The organism is Lysinibacillus sp. UBA6686, from assembly GCF_002455205.1.
Taxonomy (GTDB): Bacteria; Bacillota; Bacilli; order Bacillales_A; family Planococcaceae; genus Lysinibacillus; species Lysinibacillus pakistanensis.
This window is the reverse complement of sequence record NZ_DKJS01000076.1, coordinates 1-20,605: the sequence shown is the minus strand read 5'-3', so window position 1 is coordinate 20,605 and position 20,605 is coordinate 1. Positions and strand designations below refer to the sequence as shown.

The following is a 20,605-nucleotide window of genomic DNA, read 5'->3' as shown; positions in this document are numbered from 1 at the left end:
ATAGGTAGTTAGTATTTGAAAAGATTTCAGTATGATTATGAAATTAATATTCAAATCATTTAATTCCTTATAAGGGCAAAAAAATTAGAATTTGAGCTAGTTTATATCGACACCTAAAATTTAAATTGTCCAAAAATGAAGGAGATAAAGCTTGTTTTTAGCAAAATCAACTCCTAATATATTAAATTTTAGCATTTTTTAGAAAATTACGTTGAAAAATTGGATAATAAAAGTATAATATAGGTATAGATACATTTATGGATTATTAATCCATAATATTAGAAAATGTAACTATAAAAACTAATGAAATGAGGAGATTTTATGATTAACGTGATTCAGTATTTGGAAAAAAACCCGTCGTTACTTACATTGTTAAAAGAAAATAAGGCTTCTCTAGTTGGTGTTACAGAGCTTGAGCAGAAGGCAATCATAACATCCTTTGATGAGGATGAGACATGTTTAGAAAATGGCGTTTGGCACTAAACTTTTTAAAAAATAATTGGCTATGGCTTACTATAAGTACATATCTTATATTAGGAAGCTATTTGCTTTATGTTACTTATAGTACGCCCTATTTGGGCATTCAATTGAAAGAAGAGAATGGACAATGGCTAATAATTGAACCATATTCTAAGGAATGGGCAAATAAGCAAAGGATTTCAGCAGGGGATATTATTTTAGAAGTTGATGGTAACAATATTAAGGAATTAAATATTATTAATTATGATCCTGTAATTAGAGTAGCTAAAGAGTTAACGTTGGAGAAGCAAGAAAATGGACAGTTAATTCATTTACAACTAGCACCATCGGATATTCCTGAACAACTTTTGTATTTATTTTTTTTACCAGCATGTTATTTTTTATTAAGTTTAATTGTTTCTCTCTACTTATATAAGAAACAAAAGAATTCGAGTTTAATAAATTTACTTATTCTGTTTATTCTTACAGTATCGTTGGCTTATGTTAGTATTGGTGCATCAGCAAGGTTAGATAATGTTGGGACAGTTGTGAATCGAAGTAGTATGATACTTTGTCTTGTTCTTTTGATTCACTTTTTAAGAAATTATTTTTTATTTTTGAATTTAAAATGGTTATTTATCTACAATATTAAAATAATATATATACTTCCTTTAATTATAGTTTCTTCTTTTAGTATTTTTAGCATCATCTACCCATTTACAAATACTTTATTCTCTATTTTTACCTTGTGGTTATTTTTTATTTTATTAATCATAATTTTTGGTATTTTAGGGATAGGCTACTCAAAATATAAAACCCCTCAATTGAAAATTTTTTTATTAGGTATTATTAGCCCTTTCTTACCATTTCTTTTTTTGTTTGCCATACCGCAAATTATTTTTCATAAATATATACTTTCTGCTGATATATGCTCCTTATTTTTAATGCTTATACCATACAGTTTTATATTTACACAGCTCACTGAACGTATATTTGATATGGAGTACTATATAACTCGTTTTCGTCATTATTTTAATTTCTCATTTGCTTTTACAGTTTGGCTATTAATAGGTCTCTACTGGATAACTGATATAGCTATTTCAAGAATGTCGGAAATTTTCTTTTTTTCCTTCCTCTCATTAATAGCCCTGTTCTATTTTAAAGAAAAAATAGATTATCATAAGCGAAAAATCCTTTTTTCAACAAAAGGAGATTATATTCATAGAATGTATACGACCATTGATAGTATTGGAAGAGTCGTAAAAATTGAAGACTTATTGGAGAGATTTGTTCATGAAGTTGCTTTACATCTTGAGATTAATCATATAGACGTACTAACTTATGATTTACAAACACAACAAATTACTTTTTTAAGCAAATCAAAAGAATATACACAAAATCAAATTGATGAAGTATTACTAGACAAACTATGCTTGGGTGATATTAAGAAAACAGAGCATTTTTATATTGCTTTTATACACCAAGATGTAAATTATAAAAGAATATTAGTCGTAGATCATAATAAATCTATCTATCTAAAGGATGAGGAATTATTATGGCTTGAATTATTGCTTCTATATTTAAATAATTTTATAGAAAATACGAAAATGGTTGAAGATCTTTTAGAACAATTAAAGCATATGAAGGAAGCCGATAATAATCAGTTACCGTGGCTCAATAAGCTACTTTGGCTACGATTTGAAGAAGAAAAGTATCAATTAGCACAAGAGTTACACGATACGATTTTACAAGAGCAGCTACATATTGCAAGGGAAATGGATGTAGTTATTCATGCAAATAAAACAATAAATATACAAACGAAACTTTCAAAAGTTCATGACCATATGATTGCATCGTTAAATGATTTAAGAGGATATTGTGAAAATTTAAAACCACCACTATTAGATACATTAGGTTTAAATGCAGCGCTTGAGAAACTTATTCAAAAAGTTCATAAACGTGCAGAATTTGTTTTAATTTACACCATTGATCGTCTTTATTTAGAGGATGAACGTTTAAACTTAATGATTTATCGTCTTTTCCAAGAGCTATTGAATAATGCCTTGAAACATTCGCATGCTAACATTGTTGAAATTCATCTCTTAGAAGCCAAAGAGGGTTTTGAAGTCAATTATTTTGACGATGGTATAGGATGTAAAATGGATGAAATCATTCTTGCCGATTCAATGGGGATTAGAGGGATGCAAGAGAGGGTACGGGCCTTTAATGGCAAGTTTTCTATCAATACCAATATAGGAGATGGAATGTCCATTCGAATTAAGGTAAATGAAAGCGAACAAAGCAATTCCGATGGTTACAATACTTATCATAGGTGGCCAACCCCTAGCAAACAACTTAGTTGAGGACGCAATTATTGAAGTTCAGAAATATCAAACTTAATACTTCATAAAGAAAGAATCGAATTTGATTAATTTTTTCAAACAGATTCTTTTTTTATTGTAAAAAATGATTTTTTGAAGATCTTTTAGATAATTACTGCAAATAAGTTATCATTTATATAAGCTTCATAATGGAGCAGCCTATTTACCATTTTACAGTTTCATTAAAACCCACCTGCTATTCTAAATCCTTTTAACGACCATAAAATTACAATTTTTTTAAAATGTTCTTTTCCACTTTCTGTTTCCACTATAATTTCTTATCGCCTACTTTATTAGTTGATTATACACTAATATATCCATCCTTTATTTCTACCCACTCGTTTAAAGACAGCATTCCAGTACGTATTATTGAGTTAAAATCAACGAATCTTTTATGATATTCCTGCTATCTATCAAAGGTATCTTAAGAAAATATTGTATTATGAATATAAAGAATATTTTAAATATTAATTTACATTTAAAAAAAATATGATAATATTGTAATAAATTACGGTTATACAGTAATTATTCTTCTTTTATGAGAAAGGAGTTAAGTTATGGAAGAAATTTTTCAAAAAATAAAGCAATTAAGATTTGAACAAGGTATGACTTTAAAGGAATTGAGTGAAAAGACGGAATTATCGGTCAGTTTCTTATCCCAAATTGAGAGAGGGACATCATCATTAGCTATTACCTCTTTAAAAAAAATTGCTGACGCATTTGGTGTGAAGATGATTCATTTCTTCGAGGAGACGGAAGATCTAAATTACGCAGTGAAAAAGCAAAATCAAAAACCTTTTAAAATAGAAAGTTCTGATTCTACTTATGTAAGGTTGAGTAATAACTTTCCAGATAGAAAAATAGAGCCATTTCTCGTAACAATAAAACCTTTACAAAAAGAAAACGAACCATTTAAGCATCCGGGTGAAGAGTTTTATTACGTTCTAAAGGGGGCTGTATTATTCACTGTTGATCAGACGGAATACTATTTGCGTGAAGGAGAAGCCATCCATTTCCCTTCAAATCTAACTCATATATGGGAAAATCCTTTAAACCAAGAAACTGTATTACTTTCCGTAATCACGCCAGTAATTTTTAATTAAACGAGTAAGGTTTCCCTGAACAAAAAGGGAATTTTAGAATGGATTTATATAGTGAATGAAATGTTCCTCAAGCAAACTTCTGTTTAATTTTCTGAATTATCAGTCTATTAATTCGTCGTTATTTTAAACAATATATTTTTGAAAGAGGTGAAACTGATGACATTACTAAAAGTGGAGGATTTGACGATTAAATTCAAGTCACGCCAAGGTGTTGTCAAAGCAGTAGATAATTTAAACTTTGAATTAGCCCAAGGGCGTTCATTAGGAATCGTTGGTGAAAGTGGTAGTGGCAAAAGTGTTACATCCCTTACGATAATGGGACTTTTACAAAATGCTAATACTGAAATCACAGGAAGTATTGATTTTGATGGTTTAGATTTGTTAAAACTCTCACCTCGTGAAATGAGGAAGATTAGAGGAAATTCTATATCAATGATATTTCAAGAGCCGATGACCTCACTTAATCCTTTACATACTTGTGGTAAGCAAATTATGGAGCCAATCTTGATTCATCAAAAAGATGTAAGTAAACAAGAGGCAAAAAAACAAGCAATTGAATTACTAAGAATGGTAGGAATCCCTTCTCCAGAGCAGCGATTCCATGAATATCCACATCAAATGTCTGGTGGTATGCGACAAAGAATTATGATAGCTATTGCTTTAGCCTGTAATACCAAACTATTAATTGCTGATGAGCCTACTACTGCATTAGATGTTACTATTCAAGCGCAAATTCTAGATTTAATGAACAGTCTAAAGAAAAAGAGGAATATGAGTATTATTATGATCACTCATGATTTGGGTGTTGTGAAAGAAATGTGTGAGGAAGTAGTAGTTATGTATACGGGACAAATTGTTGAAAAAAGTCCAACTGAGTTAGTATTTGCTGATCCTCTTCATCCGTATACAAAAGGATTGCTTAATGCCATACCTAAAATTTCTAGTAAAGTGGAAAGACTTGAGGCGATTGAAGGTAGTGTCCCTGATGCGCTGAATATGCCAAGAGGTTGCAGTTTTCATCCTCGCTGTAAGTTCGCAACAGAGAGATGCATATTGGAATCCCCACCATTATTTCAACTAGAGGATGGTCGTGAAGTAAAATGCTTCATTTATGACGGATCTGAAAGGGGCGATGATGTGAATGGTACAAAATAATTCCAATCATATAGCAGCGGGATTGAACAGCAATGGGACAGAAAATATTTTAGAGGTTTCACACTTGAAAAAGACCTTTCATATCAAAAGCCCAGATGGAAAAAAAGGCTTACTTAGAGCAGTAGACGATGTTTCTTTTACGATAAAAAAGGGTGAAACTTTTAGTCTTGTCGGTGAAAGTGGTTGCGGTAAAAGTACATTAGGCAGGACATTGCTTGGTCTATATACACCTGACCAGGGATCTGAAATTTTATTTAATGGTGAAGATATTACAAAGTTTTCAAAATCAAAACGGAAAAATTTTGCTAAAAAGGCACAGCTGATTTTTCAAGATCCATCTGCTTGCTTAAATCCACGTAGAACCATTAAGCAAATTTTATTAGAACCTTTCAAAATTCATAAAATACAAAATGGTGAAGCAAAAATTAAAGAGCTAATGGATATGGTGGGACTAGCAAATCGTTTCCTTGATAGATTCCCCCATGAAATGTCTGGAGGGCAGAAACAAAGGGTGGGAATTGCTCGTGCATTGGCACTAGATCCAGAACTTATAGTGTGTGACGAGCCTGTCTCAGCTTTAGATGTGTCGATTCAAGCTCAGGTCATTAACTTGTTAGAGGATTTACAGAAACAATTGAACCTTACTTATCTATTTATTTCGCATGATCTAAGTGTTGTTCACCATATTAGTGACCGAGTCGCTGTAATGTATTTAGGTAAAATTGTTGAATTGTCTACTCGCGATCAACTATATGAAAAAACGCAACATCCTTACACAAAATCGCTCCTGTCCTCTGTTCCAGATATCACTGATGAGCATCGAGAAAAGATTATTCTTACAGGGGATGTTCCAAGTCCATCTAATCCGCCTGCCGGATGTCGGTTTCATACAAGATGTCCTGTAGCAATGGATATTTGCAAAACACAGGAGCCTAACTTTATCGAAACAGATAGTAAGCACTTTGCAGCATGTCATTTGCAAACAAAGTAAAACTATAAATTTTTTATAAAAGGAGAACTTAGATGATGAAAAAAATTTCTTTACTTTCAATCCTATTGGTATTAGTTCTATCGCTTTTCGCCTGTAGCAAAGATGAAGGAAAAACAAATGAATCTGGGGGCACATCTAACACGGATACAATTGTTATTGGGGTTGCTTCCGACTGGAAAACATTAGATCCAGCTCGTGCTTATGAAGTGTTTGGGAATTTCTATTTCTATGCAACATATGAGAATTTATACACGCTGGAAGGGTCAGATCTAACTCCAAAGCCAGCACTTGCAAAAGAATATACAGTAGATGATTCTGGCCTTGTGTATACATTTAAGCTGGACGAGGGTCGTAAATTTTCTAGCGGGAATGCTGTAACTTCAGAGGATGTTGTATTTAGTTTTAATCGCACAATAAATTTAAAAGACAATGCTTCTGCTCTTGCAGAGGGAGTTGCCAGCGTGGAAGCGCCAGATGACAAGACTGTAGTAGTTAATCTAAAGGAAAAGGATGCATCATTCCTATCAAAACTTACAAGTAATGCCTTTGCAGTTGTAGATAGCAAAGTGGTAAAGGAACAAGGTGGTTCAGATGCAGCAGATGCCAGTACAACGGATGCAGCAACTGCTTACCTTGATGGGGCATCAGCAGGCAGTGGTCCTTATGTATTGAAGAAGTGGACTCCGAATACAGAGATGGTTCTTGAAAAGAATCCGAATTATACGGGTACTGTAAATGCGAGTAAGGTTATCATCAAAGAAATTCCAGATCCAAATACACAAATTAAAGCACTTGAAAAAGGTGAAATTGATGTAGCATTAAGTGTTGGACCTGACCAGGTGAAAAGCATTAAAGAGGGTGGAAATGCGAAGGTTGTATCTTCACCAACTTCAACAATTTCATTCTTATTAATGAATAATAGTACTGAAATAGGAAAAGAAATGGCGAATCCACTTGTTCAGCAAGCTGTTCGTTACGCACTTGACTATAAAGGCTTCCAGCTATTAGCGGGTGATGGCGCATTATTACCAATGTCATTTGTGCAAGATGGTTTTATTGGTGCAAAATCTAGACCAGATAATTATCAAGATTTAGATAAAGCAAAGGATTTGATGAAGCAGGCAGGATATGAAAAGGGCTTTACAGTCCCTTTAACAGCTGCTAATTACGATTCAGAAGGACTTTCATGGGTAACGATTGCTGAAAAAGTAAAAGAAGATCTTGCAAAAATTAATATTAATGTGGAAATTCAAACTGGAGATGTTGGGGTTGTTATCGAAGACTATCGAAATGGAAAAACGCCGTTCCTAGTAATGCATTGGTCACCTGACTACTATGATTTAAGCAACCAATTAGCATTTATTCCAGGAGATATTGTAGGAAAACGTGCGAACTGGGAAGCTTCAGCTAATGCTGAGTTAGTAAACTTAGCTGAACAAGCGAAGGTGGAAATTGATGTGACAAAACGTGCAGAAATTTCTGAGAAAATGCAGGAAATAATTGCTGAAAATAGTCCATATGCATTCCTAGTACAGCACCCTAAATCATTTGCTGTAGGTGCCAACCTTGAGGGCGTTACTTATAACGACCTTTATAAATTACGATTAAATGAACTAAAGCTGTCAAAATAATTTTTTACAAATAAGCAGCTACTCGTAGGTAGGAAACTATATACGGTAGCTACTTACCTGAGATGATTTACTGGAAGTTGTATTCTAGTTGGGAGTGTGATCCGAATTGCTTAGATTTATTGCTAGGCGTCTATTGTTTCTGCTTTTCTTATTATTTGGTGTGGCACTTTTCGTTTTTATTCTTTCGCATTTAGTGCCAAGTGATCCGGTAGCTGCGAATTTGAGCCAAAGTGCATTGAATAATCCTGAAATTGTTGCTGCTTTTAAAGAGAAGTGGGGACTAGATCAGTCGCTTTTTAGTCAATTACTTCTGTACTTCCAACACTTATTGACTGGTGATTTGGGTACATCAATACGAACAGGTAGACCTGTATTTGAAGATTTAATGCAGTTCTTCCCAGCAACATTGGAATTATCGATAGTGGCGATGGTGATTGCCTTAGTATTAGGTATTTTATTTGGTACAATTTCAGCTATTTTCAGAAATAAGGCTATTGACCATATCATTCGTACTGTTTCAATTAGTGGGGTATCTGTACCAAGCTTTTGGTTTGCTTTAATTATGCTTAATATTTTTTCTTCCGTTTTAGGCATTACGCCTGGACCTGGTCGAATTGATGCAAGGGCAGCAACTCCTGAGGGGGGAACAGGATTACTTCTACTAGATTCGATGATGAGTGGGAATTTTCAATTATTCGGTGATGTAGCTATGCATTTGATTTTGCCAGGGACGGTGTTAGGATTCTTTACTATGGGATTAATTGCTCGTCAAACAAGATCTAATTTACTTGAAGTGTTGTCAATGGATTACATACGTACAGCTCGTTCTAAGGGTCTAAAGGAATCTGGGATTATCGTTAAACATGCGATTTCCAATGCAATGATACCGGTCATTACAGTTGCTGGAATAGGATTTTGTAATTTACTAGGTGGAATGGTGCTAGTTGAGAATATTTTTGCATGGCCAGGAATTGGACAATATGCCTACCTATCTGCCGTTTCACTCGATTTCCCAGCTATATGCGGTGTTTCATTATTAATTGCTTTTATTTATGTTGTTATTAATCTACTAATTGATATCCTTTATGGGATTATTGATCCGAGGGTGAGGTATAAATAATGAGAAAATTTAGCTCTTTTATCACTCAAAAAGGATTTCTTTTTAAACTGGGATTATTCATTTGTGCATTTTGGATAATCGTTGTCATTTGTGCGCCATTAATCGCTACACATAGTACAACTGTACAAGATTTAACCATTCGATACCAGCCACCGAGCTTTTCACATTTCTTTGGTACTGATGAGCTAGGGCGTGATGTATTCTCACGTGTTATGTACGGTTCTAGAATTTCTTTATCAGCTGGTGTTATTACCGTGATCATTGCCTTTTCTTTTGGAATTTTCTATGGGGGAATAGCAGGATATAAAGGCGGGAAAGTGGACGAGGTGATGATGCGTTTCTCAGAGCTTATTATGGCATTTCCACCACTAATTTTAGCGATGGTCATTGCAGCAGCACTTGGTCCAAGTATCATAAACTCTGTAATTGCAATGGCCATTATATGGTGGCCAAATTATGCAAGATTAATGCGTTCAATGGTTATCTCCTTAAAAGAAAGCGAGTATGTTACCGCTTCTCGTGTGATGGGTGCCTCACATGTTCGAGTTCTATTTTTAGAAATTTTACCGAATAGCTTTGGTCCATTACTGGTTATGGCAACACTTGATCTAGGGAATGCAATCTTGATGTTTTCAGGATTAAGCTTCCTTGGACTAGGAACACAGCCGCCTACACCTGAGTGGGGTTCAATGGTATCAGATGGGGCAAAAGTTATTCAAAATTGGTGGGTATCAACCTTCCCAGGGTTAGCTATATTCTCAATTTCGATTGGTGCTAACTTTGTAGGGGATGGTCTACGAGACTTCCTAGATCCAAAACTTCAAAAAGAATAGGTGGTAAATAAAATGGAAAAAATTAATATTAATCAAGTCGAGCCCATTGGCATGCCAATGTATGAAATGAAAAAATTTTTTACAAAACAGGGGAATTTTCAAGAAGTGAGCATGAGTGTTATTTCTCTGCTACCAGGCGAACGTGTTCCTACTGTGGGTATGAGCCGCCATGATGAAGATGAATATTCTTATATTTTCAGTGGAGAAATAGAAACATACAGTAATGGTGAATACAGTGTGGAAAAGGCAGGAGATGCAACACTAATCCCTGCTGGTGAGGAGCATTGGTGCGTTAATAATAGCAATGAACCATGTATGCTTGTGTGCTTTATGGTGAAAAAAGCTGAATACTAATTGGCGCTTTTATTAAACTCCAATCATAACAGTATTAAAAAGAACTCATTTTGATTAATTTTTTCAAAATGAGTTCTTTTTGAGATTAATATTAAAAGAGATACAGATAATTGTTTATAAAAAATTCAAACAATGTAGTTACTGAGGAAATTTAAAATTAATCTTATGCATTTTTATATCCCAAGTTAGGTGAGCATTAAAAGTCTTTTCACCTTTTTTAAACCCTTTTATTAAGTCCGTTTCACCAGTAGCCAATAGCTTTTTCAAATTAGCTTGTGAAATGGTTTTACTGAGTATTTTTTTTGAAACCGTGAATTTACAGTTTACAGTTTTATAATTTGAGCAACCGTAAAAGGTACCATGATCTAGTATTGACCCACCACAGAGCATACATTTTCCAACAACTTTTTTTACTTTTTTATATTTTTTATTATAAGGATTATTTTCAGTAATTTTATCTACTTCATTTTGATCGAATGCCCATTCCTTTTCACGTTCATTGGCATCTGTAATCAATTTGTATGCTAGCTTTTTTACTTGTTCCATAAATACTTTAGGGGAAGCATTACCTTCGCCTATTTCAGATAGTCGTTGCTCCCATTTGGCTGTCATTAAAGGAGAAGTAAGTATGCTTTCACCTAATGCCTCTATTAATAACATACCTTTAGTTGTTACAAAGACTTGATTTTTCTTAATTTCGATATAGTTTCGATCCTTAAGGGTACCAATTATTCCTGCGCGTGTGGCCTCAGTACCTAAACCTTCAGTTTTAGATAGAATCTTTTCTAATTTGTCATCTTCTAAATGTTTACCAGCTGTTTTCATCAATGTAATTAAATTACCCTCAGAATATCTAGTAGGTGGCTGTGTTTCACCTTTTTTTACTTGAGTATTAGCAACTATCCCAAGTTCATTTTCTGAAAGAAGGGGAAGCAATTCATCTTCGTCTGTAGAAGAGTTGTCTTTAGTATGATAAATGACTTTACGCCAACCTTCTTCAATTTGCACTTTACCCTTAGAAATAAACTCTGCTCGTTTATCTACAAGTGAATGAATCGTTGTATAAGAAAAAACTGCATGGTTATAATGAGCCGCAATGACTTGTCTAACCACTAAATCATAAATTTTTTCTTCTTCCGAATTAAGCTTTGAAAAATTAGGGAACTGCTCTGTAATAATAATCGCATGGTGATCGGTAACTTTTTTTTCATTCACGTATCTTTTATTATTCATAATTGAATTTGTTGGGGGTGGAAGAAGGTTTTTATACTTATCAATTTTACTCAAATTTTCTAATATATTTGGTAGTGTTTTTGCTTCTTCATTCGTCAAATATTGTGAATCAGATCTTGGGTATGAAACTAAGCCCTTCAAATACAGTTTTTGCAGAATATCAAGTGTGTATTGTGGTGAAAATTTGTAGGCCTTATTTGCTGTTGCTTGTAATGCAGATAGGTTGAACAACAAGGGTGGAGCATATTCCTTTGTTTCTTTTTTTATACTTGAAATTTCTACGCTTTTATTGTTACAGAAATGAGCGATAGCAATAGCCTGTCTTTCCTCTTGGACTCTTGAAATATTATTTTTATGCCATTTTGCCTTTAAAATTTTGCCTTCAAAATTAAAGTCTGCCTCAACTTCCCAAAAAGGTTCAGGTTTAAAATTTGCAATTTCATGCTCTCTTTTAACGATTAGTGCAAGTGTAGGTGTTTGCACCCGACCTATTGAAAAAACATCTTTTATACCATTTTTTTTGAGTAAGACGGTATATAATCTCGATGTATTTATTCCAATTAACCAATCTGCACATGAACGGCTTAATGCTTCGAAATAAATATCTCTAGTTTTCTCTTCAGGTAGTAGGTTTGAAAAGCCTTTTTTTACAGCATTTTCAGTTAAGGACGATATCCATAAGCGTTTCATCGGCTTTTTTACACCACATACTCTTAAAATTGTCCGAATAATTAATTCACCTTCACGACCCGCATCCCCACCAATAATGATTTCTTGTATATCAGGTCTTTTTACGAGACCTTTGATTACATTGAATTGCTTATATTTTGATTTCGTAACTTTATATTCGAATCGATCTGGAATAATTGGTAATGTTTCTAATGTCCATTTTTTCCACGTTGAATTATATTCCTCAGGGGCTTTCAATTCACATAAATGTCCTATTGCCCAAGTTATTAATGCACCGTTTGGAAAGTAAATGTTTGGCTTAACCTCAAGATAACCTGTTTTTTTGGTATAAGAAAATGGAGCAGCTAATTTTACTGCTTGGTCAGGTTTTTCTGCAATTACTATCTTCATATATCATTCTCCTATTACAACTACATATAAAATAATTATAAATTAATATTGAGTATAACTGCTAGAACAATAATTTTATGTCTAACTTTGGATATATAAATGGATAATAAAGTAAAAGGTATAGTAACAGATTAAAAGATAAGCAAGTTCACTTTCAACTAACTTAAAATTTTTACGGCTTGAAAGTGACCTTACGTCATTTTATATAATTGGCGTAAGGAGGTTTATTTGTAAATTTGTTGTTAGTATTTAATCGTTCTTGCAGGGTGTTCTTTCTCATGCTTTTTAATCCAGAAATTAAAAAAATGAATATTTTTATTATTTGAGCTCGAAGGAGAGATACAATTATGATTTCAATAAATCAATTATTTAAATCTTTTGAACAAGGAAATTTAAAGATAGAGGTGCTAAAAGGCATTGATCTCACTATAAAGGAAGGTGAGTTTATAGCAATCATGGGACCTAGTGGTTCGGGTAAAAGTACGCTATTACAACTATTAGGTGGTTTAGATACACCATCATCTGGACAGGTAAAAATACAAGGAAAAGATTTTTCTGGATTAACTGAAAAGCAAAGAACTATCGTAAGGAGAAAAAGTATAGGATTCATTTTTCAAAATTATCAATTATTACCTACATTAACTGTAGAAGAAAATATCGGTTTTCCACTTTATGCAGATGGCAGAAAAGACAAAAACATGAAAGAGAAAATAAGGAACATGATAAAAGAAGTTGGTTTAGAAGGTTTTGAAAAGAAAGCCCCTAATCTTTTAAGCGGAGGGCAGCAGCAAAGGGTATCTATAGCAAGAGCTTTGATCCACGAGCCGAAAATACTATTAGCTGATGAACCAACGGGAAACCTAGATAGGCAACGAGCCAAAGAAATACTGGATTTATTAGCTAAATTCAACAAACAAAGAAAACAGTCTATTATTATGGTAACTCATGATATCTTCGCAGCTGGTTATGCGGATAAAATTATTTTGTTCAAAGATGGAATAATTGAAACGGAAGTAACTAGGGAGGATCGTGGCTATGCTGAATATTTGGCTAGTTTCTTGGCGTAACTTAACAAAAAATAAAAAAAGGTTTTTCTTTACACTCATTGCAGTAATACTTGGTATCCTCTTAACAACTAGTATGTTGGTTGCTAATAACACGATTAAAGATACATTTAGGTATTATCAAGAAATTTATGCAGGGGATGCTGATTATTGGATATTAAGCAAAAATTATTCTTTCTCAGAGGATGAGGTTAAAGAAATAAAGCAGCAGGATAGCGTATCAGAAAGCTTAAGTGTTCTTGATAAACAAGTATTGGTGGAGATAGATCAACCAAAGGCTCCGACTGAAACTTCAGTTAGAATAACCGGGGTCAGTGATATAGAAAGTAACCTTTTAAAGCTGCCTTTAATAAAGGGGAGCTTAAAAGGTAATGGTATAATTATACCTGAGAATGCAGCTAAACTATGGGGTAAAGATATAGGAGATACTTTAACATTTAAAGGGTTAGGTGAAATAGAAGTAACCGGGATTGTTGGCTTTACATCATGGCTTGCTAGTCCTACTAATTGGAATGATGCTAAAGGTAGATCCTTTAGAGTTATGATGGATTTAGGCACTCTTCAAGATTGGACTAACCAAGATAATCAAATAAGTTATATACGATTACAGCATAAAGATCGCGATAATGAAAAGTGGTTATCGAATTATCAGGAATTATTACGAGGGACATCATTATATGTTCAGCCTGTTGTTATTGATGATTTAAGAAATAATGACGTAGAAGGTCTATACTCTGTCTTTTATCTAGTATGTATTCTCTCCCTTTTTATAAGTGGCTTCATCATATTTAATATGATTTATTCAAGTGTAATTGAACGAAAAAAAGAATTTTCAGTTATGAAGAGTCTTGGATACACAAATTTTGACGTATTTAAACTTGTTTTGATGGAAGTCTTTTTACTTGCTCTTTTAGGTACTGCTATTGCATTACCAATTGGTGTAACATTCGCAGATTTGTTTGTAGGGATGCTTTTAGGAATCTTTCAAGATACTATGGTTTACACTTTAAATTGGAAAAGTGCAACGATTTTATCAGGATTAATTGGCATTGTATTTCCAATCGTAATTTCTGGAATACCTATGTATATTGCTTTTAAAACGCCTATCGTAAACGCAATGCGAAATACTAATAAAACGCCTAGCTTTAGAGTAGAAATTCTTAGGTATTTTTTAGGTATTATTCTCATATTACTTAGCTTTGTTGACAGTTATTTGGGGTATATTTCCTTATTGTTTGGGGTGGTATTCATCTATCCATTGGTGATGAGGATCCTTGCAAAAATTCTTGCACCAATGTTAGAAAAAATACTTAGCTATCCAGGGAAATTATCTGTCAGTAACATAAAAATTAATACAAATCGAAACGCTAATACATCAGCTATGTTAGCAATAAGTATTGCTGTAGTCATTTTTTTAGGTTCAGCTTTAGAATCAATCCCTTCTGGCTTTGAAAAGGAAATTCGCCAAACTTTTGGAGGAGATATTCAAGTTCAGTTTGAAGAACCAGTGAATGAAGAAATTATTAATAAGATAAGTAGTTACGCTGACGTAGAGGGTGTTGAATGGTTTAGAGAAACAATGGTAACCTGGAAAACAGTTGGAGATGAGTATAGAGAATTCTATGTGATGAGCTTGCCATCTGAAAATACTGAAAGATATCAACTTTTCGAAGACCCAGGCGGCATTAATCTCCCATCCAACTCTATCCTATTAGGTGAACGAGCGTTTGATGAATGGGGTGGGAAAATGAATGACACCATTACTATTAATTCCCCTTCAGGTACAAGAGAATATCAGGTAATAGGCAAAGTTAATACTTCTCAAGATGGAGGATATGTTGGATTTATATCAGAAAATGAGTTTAAAGAAGGTTTTAACTGGGATGTAATTTATACAATTATGATAAATATCAGTGATTCAGGGAATCCTTATACATTGCGTGAAAAATTAAACGCTGATTTTACAACCTCTATTTCTACCGTTACATTAGTAGAAGATCAAATTAAATCTTCTCAAAGTTCTTTTGATGGAATGAATGAAGTTATGCAATTTTTATTGATCATTGTGATTGCCCTTTCCAGTATAGGTATAGGTAATACATTACTGATGAACACAATGGAAAGAGTCGGGGAAATTGGTACAATTCGTGCGATTGGATTTACCACTAAACAAGTCAGAACAATGATTATAGGAGAAGGTTTAGTTGTAGGTGTTGCAGGAATAATAATTGGGGTTTTACTGGGCATATTTGTAGTATTTTTAAACTCTATATCAAACACATCTGCAATGCATATGCCATTTATTATTCCGTGGGGCAATGTAGTTTTGGCAATTACTGCAGGAATTTTCCTCTCTTTAATTGCTTCAATTATACCATCTTATTTTGCAGCAAAGGTTAATCTTCTAAGTGCATTAAAAGAAACTTAAATAATGATATGGTTTCCCTATGGAAGACAGAAAAGAAAGTAAATTAATCTGTCTACTATAGGGGATTATTTATGGCACATTTTGAACAGGAACTTAAAGACTATATTCACTATTACAATCAAAAAAATGTATCTGGTACTAACTTAAAAGGTCAGATGCAATTTTTTTATTGGTGTTCTTCTTGAGCCAACATGTGCAATTTTTGAAGATACAATGAACTGTTCCGGCAGTTGTAGCTTTAGAAGGGGGTACCGCCAACATTTTGGAAATTTTGTAGGCTAAGCATATTTCCAACCTGAAAAAGTCAATTATCTATTCGATAAGGAATCGATTTTTAAAATTTTGTTTTACAATCATGGGCGTTGAATAGAGCTTGCTTTAACATTTCCTCTTTACATTGACATCGTGTCATACTTTATATTGATAAGGAAGGAGGCGTTAAGATGAAAATCAGTGAGTTATCAGACCACACAGGTGTCAGTACCCGTTCCATTCGCTATTATGAGAAAAAAAGTTTAATTAAACCATCACGAACAGAAAATGGTTATCGGGTTTATGACGAACAAGATATAGAACGAATAAAGGCCATTCAATTTTTTCTAGATATCGGGCTTAAAACTGATGAAATACAGCCTGTTATAGCTTGTGGCTCCATCGAACCCATGGATGGCGATTGGAACTGTGCAGGTGCAGCAATAACGTTATATGAAGAGCAATTGCTCAAAACTAGGCAACAGATTGAGCAATTGGAAAATGCCCAAAGACATTTAAAAGAGTTAATTGAATTCTGGCGTACGGTTCAAAATCGCCAGAATAAGAGTAATGGACAATGAATTATCGACTTTTAATATTGGTGTTAGGAACTTTTAGTATTGGAACAGACGATTTTGTTATTGCTGGTTTACTACCGAGCATTGCAAACGATATGAATGTCACGATTGCAGCAGCCGGTCAATTAGTAACAGCCTTTGCCATTGCCTATGCAATTGGAGCCCCTATTTTAGGAACATTAACGTTTAATATGCCCGTTAAAACTTTATTAGTAGTATCTATGTTTGTGTTCACCATTGCTAATGGTCTTTCTGCAATTATCCCTTCATTTGAATTATTGTTTGTCACAAGAGTAATTGCTGCGTTAGCAGCAGCTGTGTTTACCCCTTTGGCTATGGCTGCTTCGACAGGTTTGGTTCCTAATATAATGCGTGGGAGAGCTTTGTCTTTTGTCATAGCTGGTATAACCATTGGGCTAATTTTAGGTGCCCCTATTGGCACATGGATTGGAAATTCTATAACCTGGCGTTATTCTTTTGTTTTCGTAGCGGCGGTATCTTTAGTAACTGCAATTGGAGTTTTAATATTCTTACCAAAAATTGAACGAGAAGTTTCTGTGAGTATAAAAGAGAGACTAAAAGGTTTTAACAAAAATATAGTATTAACATTAAGTGTTAGCATTATCGGGACTACAGGGGGATTTATGACTTATACCTATATAGCTCCAATTATTACGGAGATCACGAATGTTGAGAATATAAGTATTTACTTGCTATTACTTGGTATTGGGGCTTTATTCGGCAACCTAGTTGGTGGTTATTTAACAGACCGTATGGGCGCTTCAAAAACACTTAAATTATCACTTTTGGGTTTCGCTATTTTATTAGCTACGTTCTCAATACTAACCTTTTTAAATCCATCTACATTGGCAATTATTCTTGTTGGTCTTATTTCAGTATTATGGGGTATCCCAGGTTTTGGAATGAATCCTGCGTTGAATGCATACCTTATTTCGTTAAATCCTAAGCAGTCATCAATGATACTATCCTTTAGTGCATCTGCGCTATACATGGGGATAGGTTTAGGAGCATTTTTAGGCGGTGGAGTCATTAGTTTGAGTTCGATAAACTACGTAGGAATTAGCAGTGGGATATTAGTATTTGTTGCTTTAATGATCTTTATCTCAGTTCATAAGGCAGCAAAAAAAGTCACTGAAAACAAGTACTAACTAAAAATAAAGGTGCCATCGTATTCACTTAATTACTCTCTCCCATGACTTAACTGACCACGCCATATTTACCCGAAATATCGTTCATACAAAGTGAGGGAACTATTACTGTTGTCTAGGAAAATTGAAAGACGGTTATCAAACCAAAAAGTGCCATTGAATTGCCACTAGACTCTTTTTTGCTATCGATTGGATCGGATGGGGAGTTACATTAAATCTGAATCTCAAGGAAGAAAAAGAAAGAGTGATTCAATTCAATACGCTACGATACGTAACATTGTAGATCAGAGATCGGATATTATTTTTGATAATGATGGGCCAGGAGAAATTGCAGATATCGTTTCGGTCAAAATCGATATGGAAAGTCGAAAAGTCAGATTTCATCTATACCATTGTAAATACTCAGGCGGCGCTCGTCCCGGTGCACGTGTTTCAGATCTATATAGGTATGTCATCAAGCTGAAGAATCAATTATGTGGAATGATAAGGTCCTAGAGATTGTTCAAAGCATAATTGAACGAGAAAAAATTAGAAAGAGAAACTATGATGAAACAAGGTTTGAGAAAGGAGATTCACAAACATTGCATATGTTGAAAAAGATGGTGAAATCTGGTTTCGAAACAGAATTTGAAATATCAACCGTTCAGCCTGGAGAATCAATATTGGAGATTACAAATTCAATGAAACAAAAGTGAAAAAATGAATGCAAATACCTCTATCAATTTTTTGACGCTTTTAGCAAATGACAAAGAATATTTAAGTATACAGATTAGAACGATGACATTGTAATCAAAGATTAATTAAAAAGCTTATGAATAATTGAAGTATAGTTAGAAAGGTTGTACGATTCGGTGATTAAATACTTAAAAACAGAATGGTATTGTATTGATGAAAATGTATGCTATGGACCGAGCGCCCATTTCATCAGTTTTAAGTTTAAACGGAAATGATAATTAAGACTTTTGATTGAGGAGGTAGTGATTGTATTCTTTGATAAAGTGTATGATGAATAATAGTTTTCAGACTAACCCGCTCTTCTGAATAAGATACATAGTGAAAATAATTAGGTGCTGAAAAAAAGAGGCTTTTTGAAAAGGATGCCAAAGCGTTGATTTGACAGAGTTTTGGCATTAAATTTATGGTGTTTATGAGAAAGCCCTCATCGATGTGGAACGATACTATTACCTTAGCTGAATAATTTGCTTTATTGATTCAGGCTGCACGGATAAAACAAAATGACCATAATTCATAAAATAGCTTGCAATAAATTTATCTTCTCTGGGATTGTAGAAGCCTTATATGAAAGTTTGATGACAGATGAAAAAGTGCTAATCATCGTACCTTTAACCCAATAATGTGTTTAGTAAAGCGTTCGGCATTCAAATATCGTTAATGTTTGATGATAAATTACGATAAACCAGAAGGAAATAGTGGAAATAATTCCAAATGAAAAATAATATAAATAGTATAATATTCAGCAATTTCAGGAGGTTATTGAATGAAAGTACTAGCAGATGTTTTAAATAGAAAGGGCGCTAGAAAAGCTAGTGATATCCCTAATGAAGTTTTAATGCTGCTGAACGAAGGAAAAATAGAGAGTGTTAACTTAACAGAATGGCAAACGGTTCACCATATGACCTTATTAAAGAATGTTCTACCATCCATAGGACTAGAAGAAAAATTGGAATTTGTTCTAAGTGAAATGGAAAAACAAAAAGTAGAAACAGGAATGAAGGCAATACGTTTAATTGGAAGTTTATTAGACACAATCCTGAAAGATGAAAGTGCTACTAATAAAGAGAATATCATCAAAAAATGCTCTCATCATGTATCGGATAGTGTACGATGTTGGGCAGCTTTTATGAATAAAAGTAATGATTATTCTTTAGAAGAAAAATTGTTGTATATCAAGCCTTTTGCTGCAGATTGCCATTTTGGTGTTCGGGAAATTGCCTGGATGTCAATTAGAGAGGACCTTTCAGTAAATATAGAGAATAGTGTAGATTTGCTAATTGAGTGGGCGAAAAGCGAAGATGAAAACATTCGAAGATTCAGCTTAGAATCAATTCGTCCTCGCGGGGTATGGACGAAGCATATTGAAATTTTAAAAGAAAAGCCACACATTGCGCTCCCTATTTTAAATTTATTAAAATCAGATTCGTCCAAGTACGTGCAAGATTCAGTTGGGAATTGGTTAAATGATGCTAGTAAATCGCAACCAGATTGGGTTAAAAACCTTTGTGACGAGTGGCAAAAAGATTCTCCATCAAAGGCAACAGAGAGAATTATCAAAAAGGCTCAAAGAACGATTGTGAAAAGCTAGTGAACTACACCTCTATTGTTTGGCTCGCCATCTTAAAGTTGTACTAGTTAACAATGCAAATGTTTCTAAAAAGATTGTCAACATGGAGATGGCTAAGTGAAATAAAATTAAGGACTTTAACCAAAATGGCTGTATCATAGGCATGAAATATGTTATTCCCGAAATGCAAAAAGTAGGAGGGAGCTGTCTTAAATTGGTAACACATAGGGTTTAACGTTACACCAATGATGCTCATCGATAGTGGTTGAACTGCTATTTAAAAATAATAGAATTAGAATACTAGGTTCACAAATTGTGAACCTAGTTTTTTATATGTGGGAATAGATTGAATGATCTCTGAGAAAAACCATTTGTGAAGGCCAAAGAATCGCTCAGGTCCCCTGGAAAGCCGCTCGGGAAGGTCAAAGAATCGCTCAGATCTCAGAGAAAGTCGCTCGGGAAGGCCAAAAAA

At 33.8% G+C, this 20,605-nt stretch carries 17 protein-coding genes; 15 read left to right on the top strand and 2 right to left on the bottom strand.

Annotated elements, in window-relative coordinates:
• Positions 1-321 precede the first annotated feature (321 nt).
• The 9 genes from comX (at position 322) to B2R82_RS20385 (ending at position 10,027) form a co-directional block, all read left to right on the top strand.
• On the top strand, positions 322-483 hold the full coding sequence (comX, locus tag B2R82_RS20425) for a competence pheromone ComX (protein ID WP_286926725.1): 162 nt from the start codon (positions 322-324) through the stop codon (positions 481-483).
• Positions 456-2,822 carry a histidine kinase gene (locus tag B2R82_RS20420; protein ID WP_286926724.1) on the top strand — a complete coding sequence of 789 codons (2,367 nt, stop codon included), beginning with the start codon at positions 456-458 and terminating at the stop codon, positions 2,820-2,822. The genes comX and B2R82_RS20420 overlap by 28 nt, the downstream gene beginning before the upstream one ends.
• A gap of 575 nt (positions 2,823-3,397) precedes the next feature.
• Entirely contained in the window at positions 3,398-3,943 is a 546-nt protein-coding gene (locus tag B2R82_RS20415) for a helix-turn-helix domain-containing protein (RefSeq protein ID WP_286926723.1), read from the top strand.
• A 156-nt stretch (positions 3,944-4,099) separates the two neighbouring features.
• Entirely contained in the window at positions 4,100-5,098 is a 999-nt protein-coding gene (locus tag B2R82_RS20410) for an ABC transporter ATP-binding protein (RefSeq protein WP_286926722.1), read from the top strand.
• Complete coding sequence (locus B2R82_RS20405; RefSeq protein WP_286926721.1) at positions 5,085-6,089, top strand: ABC transporter ATP-binding protein; 1,005 nt, start codon at positions 5,085-5,087, stop codon at positions 6,087-6,089. The genes B2R82_RS20410 and B2R82_RS20405 overlap by 14 nt, the downstream gene beginning before the upstream one ends.
• A gap of 32 nt (positions 6,090-6,121) precedes the next feature.
• Positions 6,122-7,720: an ABC transporter substrate-binding protein gene (locus B2R82_RS20400; protein WP_286926720.1), complete on the top strand. Its 1,599-nt coding sequence runs from the start codon at positions 6,122-6,124 to the stop codon at positions 7,718-7,720.
• A 106-nt stretch (positions 7,721-7,826) separates the two neighbouring features.
• Positions 7,827-8,840 (top strand): ABC transporter permease, encoded by a 1,014-nt coding sequence (locus B2R82_RS20395; RefSeq protein ID WP_286926719.1) that lies wholly within the window; start codon positions 7,827-7,829, stop codon positions 8,838-8,840.
• Positions 8,840-9,673, top strand: coding sequence for an ABC transporter permease (locus B2R82_RS20390; RefSeq protein ID WP_054771727.1), 834 nt, complete (start codon positions 8,840-8,842; stop codon positions 9,671-9,673). Before B2R82_RS20395 ends, B2R82_RS20390 begins: the two co-directional genes overlap by 1 nt.
• A 12-nt stretch (positions 9,674-9,685) precedes the next feature.
• Positions 9,686-10,027 (top strand): cupin domain-containing protein, encoded by a 342-nt coding sequence (locus tag B2R82_RS20385; RefSeq protein ID WP_286926718.1) that lies wholly within the window; start codon positions 9,686-9,688, stop codon positions 10,025-10,027.
• Between the two features lie 138 nt (positions 10,028-10,165).
• On the opposite strand, the gene B2R82_RS20380 is transcribed toward B2R82_RS20385, so the two are convergent.
• Complete coding sequence (locus tag B2R82_RS20380; RefSeq protein ID WP_286926717.1) at positions 10,166-12,340, bottom strand: DNA topoisomerase III; 2,175 nt, start codon at positions 12,338-12,340, stop codon at positions 10,166-10,168.
• A 347-nt stretch (positions 12,341-12,687) separates the two neighbouring features.
• On the opposite strand from B2R82_RS20380, the gene B2R82_RS20375 reads away from it, so the two are divergent.
• The 6 genes from B2R82_RS20375 (at position 12,688) to B2R82_RS20350 (ending at position 20,154) form a co-directional block, all read left to right on the top strand.
• Positions 12,688-13,407 (top strand): ABC transporter ATP-binding protein, encoded by a 720-nt coding sequence (locus tag B2R82_RS20375; RefSeq protein WP_286926716.1) that lies wholly within the window; start codon positions 12,688-12,690, stop codon positions 13,405-13,407.
• Positions 13,376-15,832: an ABC transporter permease gene (locus B2R82_RS20370; RefSeq protein WP_286926715.1), complete on the top strand. Its 2,457-nt coding sequence runs from the start codon at positions 13,376-13,378 to the stop codon at positions 15,830-15,832. Before B2R82_RS20375 ends, B2R82_RS20370 begins: the two co-directional genes overlap by 32 nt.
• A gap of 443 nt (positions 15,833-16,275) precedes the next feature.
• A complete protein-coding gene (locus B2R82_RS20365; protein WP_286926714.1) occupies positions 16,276-16,665 on the top strand; it encodes a MerR family transcriptional regulator in 390 nt (129 codons plus the stop codon).
• A complete protein-coding gene (locus tag B2R82_RS20360; RefSeq protein ID WP_286926713.1) occupies positions 16,662-17,831 on the top strand; it encodes an MFS transporter in 1,170 nt (389 codons plus the stop codon). The genes B2R82_RS20365 and B2R82_RS20360 overlap by 4 nt, the downstream gene beginning before the upstream one ends.
• 473 nt (positions 17,832-18,304) lie before the next feature.
• The gene (locus B2R82_RS20355; RefSeq protein ID WP_286926712.1) at positions 18,305-18,526 is read left to right on the top strand and encodes a hypothetical protein; all 222 of its coding nucleotides are present in this window, start codon (positions 18,305-18,307) and stop codon (positions 18,524-18,526) included.
• 803 nt (positions 18,527-19,329) lie between these two features.
• Positions 19,330-20,154: a DNA alkylation repair protein gene (locus tag B2R82_RS20350; RefSeq protein ID WP_286926711.1), complete on the top strand. Its 825-nt coding sequence runs from the start codon at positions 19,330-19,332 to the stop codon at positions 20,152-20,154.
• Positions 20,155-20,425: 271 nt separating this feature from the next.
• Here B2R82_RS20350 and B2R82_RS20345 read toward each other — a convergent pair.
• Positions 20,426-20,605: hypothetical protein (locus B2R82_RS20345; RefSeq protein WP_286926710.1), on the bottom strand; the 180-nt coding region annotated here is incomplete at its 5' end.